This is a genomic window from Pueribacillus theae, assembly GCF_003097615.1.
GTDB lineage: Bacteria > Bacillota > Bacilli > Bacillales > UBA6769 > Pueribacillus > Pueribacillus theae.
This window is the reverse complement of sequence record NZ_QCZG01000100.1, coordinates 1-1,688: the sequence shown is the minus strand read 5'-3', so window position 1 is coordinate 1,688 and position 1,688 is coordinate 1. Positions and strand designations below refer to the sequence as shown.

Sequence of the window (1,688 nt, the reverse complement as noted above, 5' to 3'; positions counted from 1 at the left end):
TCGAGGCACAATTGTTTCATAGCGTTTTGTGCCTTGAGCGAAGCGAAAGGAATGGATATAAACATGAAAAAAACAATACTTGTTATCTTTTTATGTTTGGTTGGGTATACGACTTATTTAGATTTGGCAAAAGGAACGTTGCAGAAACTAGATGATGCGCCTCCATCAGAAGATGTTTCCATGCCTTATGAGTCACTAGCTGTTACGCCTGGCGAAACCGTACTGTCAGCTATGGAGAAATTAAATGGCACATTGCCAGTATCGATTGATAAAGCAGTTGACGATTTCAAAAAATTGAACCCTGAGACGGATCCGATGGAGATAAAAGCGGGAGAAACTTACAAATTTCCTTTGTATAAATAAATGTTAAAAAGACCGAAAATGCTTGTTTAACTTGCCAAAAATTCATTCCAATTGCTACAATAGCTAGTAATGACATATAATGACGCAGAGAATTTATCCTGCTTGATGGCATAAAAGGAGCGATACATGTATGAGTGAGATAACTCATCGCACGAAAACTAGACCTGTTAAAGTTGGAAATTTAACGATTGGCGGCAACAATCAAGTTGTTGTCCAAAGTATGACGACAACGAAGACGCACGATGTTGAAGCTACCGTTGCTGAAATAAATCGTTTGGAAGAAGCCGGCTGTCAAATCGTTCGAGTGGCGTGCCCTGATATGCGGGCCGCAGAAGCAATTCCAAAAATAAAAGAAAGAATTACTATCCCCCTTGTTGTTGATATTCATTTCGATTATCGATTGGCTTTAAAAGCGATTGAAGGCGGCGCAGATAAAATCCGGATTAATCCTGGGAATATAGGAAAAAGAGAAAAAGTTGAGGCCGTCGTAAAAGCAGCGAAAGAAAAAGGAATTCCCATCCGGATTGGTGTAAATGCTGGTTCATTGGAGAAAAAAATTCTTGAAAAATATGGTTATCCAACGGCTGACGGCATGGTGGAAAGCGCCCTTCATCATATAAAAATATTGGAAGATCTCGATTTTCACGACATTATTGTTTCTCTAAAGGCTTCGGATGTTAACTTAGCCATCGAAGCTTATGAAAAAGCTGCAAAAGCTTTTGACTACCCTCTTCACCTTGGAATTACAGAATCGGGAACGCTTTTTGCCGGAACGGTGAAGAGTGCAGCCGGGCTTGGAGCGATTTTATCAAAAGGGATCGGAAACACGTTAAGAATATCGTTAAGTGCCGATCCAGTTGAAGAAGTAAAAGTCGCAAGAGAATTGCTTAAATCATTTGGATTGGCTTCAAACGCAGCTACACTCATATCATGCCCAACTTGCGGCAGAATTGAAATTGATTTAATTAGCATTGCTAATGAAGTCGAGGAATACATTTCAACGATAAAAGCCCCCCTTAAAGTTGCAGTTCTTGGCTGTGCGGTTAACGGTCCGGGCGAAGCAAGAGAAGCAGATATCGGGATAGCCGGAGCCAGAGGAGAAGGCCTCCTTTTCCGTCACGGTGAGATTATCCGTAAAATTCCTGAAGACAAAATGGTCGAAGAGTTGAAAAAAGAAGTTGATAAGTTAGCTGAAGAACATTATGCAAAATTAGCGAACCAACAATAATCATCAGTCAGGGCATGAGATCAAATTTTCAAAAGAGGCTGGGACAAAACCCCAGTAAATAAAAAGTAAGGCGTTGGAGCTTACACTAAAAAAGTGT

At 40.5% G+C, this 1,688-nt stretch carries 2 protein-coding genes; both read left to right on the top strand.

What is annotated here, in order from left to right:
• The coding region (locus tag DCC39_RS18830; protein ID WP_240613707.1) for a hypothetical protein at positions 1 to 363 on the top strand (363 nt) is incomplete at its 5' end.
• A gap of 130 nt (positions 364 to 493) precedes the next feature.
• Positions 494 to 1,591 carry a flavodoxin-dependent (E)-4-hydroxy-3-methylbut-2-enyl-diphosphate synthase gene (ispG, locus tag DCC39_RS18825; RefSeq protein WP_116556398.1) on the top strand — a complete coding sequence of 366 codons (1,098 nt, stop codon included), beginning with the start codon at positions 494 to 496 and terminating at the stop codon, positions 1,589 to 1,591.
• Positions 1,592 to 1,688 lie beyond the last annotated feature (97 nt).

Excerpts from the sequence above, each read along its gene's own strand:
- ispG (WP_116556398.1), top strand. The coding sequence starts at position 494 with ATGAGTGAGATAACTCATCGCACGAAAACTAGACCTGTTAAAGTTGGA.